The organism is Acinetobacter sp. NIOH-H-8 (genome assembly GCF_046635365.1).
GTDB lineage: Bacteria > Pseudomonadota > Gammaproteobacteria > Pseudomonadales > Moraxellaceae > Acinetobacter.
Genome location: NZ_JBHDVN010000253.1, coordinates 1 through 419, shown reverse-complemented (window position 1 = coordinate 419; position 419 = coordinate 1). Strand labels below are relative to the sequence as shown.

Annotated in this window: 1 protein-coding gene; it reads right to left on the bottom strand. The window is 57.8% G+C overall.

The window, feature by feature from the left end:
- Positions 1-395: ATP-binding cassette domain-containing protein (locus ACEWB7_RS18085; RefSeq protein WP_411581098.1), on the bottom strand; the 395-nt coding region annotated here is incomplete at its 3' end.
- Positions 396-419 lie beyond the last annotated feature (24 nt).

Sequence of the window (419 nt, the reverse complement as noted above, 5' to 3'; positions counted from 1 at the left end):
TCGCTTAACAATTCCAACAAATCAATTTGATGGCTAATATCCAGCCACGTTGTCGGCTCATCCAGCAGCATGATGGACGTTTCCTGCGCCAGCACCATGGCTATCCACGCCCGCTGACGTTGGCCGCCGGACAGCGTGTCTACGCTTTGCGCCGCCAGTGAGGTGATACCTGTTGCACGCATAGCACTGGCGACGGCGTCGGCATCTTCCTTGCGCCAGCGGGTAAATAACGGCTGATGCGGATAACGCCCTCTGGCGACCAGTTCTTGTACGGTGATATCGCCCGGCGTGGTGGCGTTTTGCGCCAGCAATCCGATGCGCCGCGCCACCTCTTTACTGGCGTAACGCTGTATTTGTTCGCCATCCAGCCAGACATGGCCGTCAACAGGCGTCATCAGACGGCTTAGCGTACGTAGCAA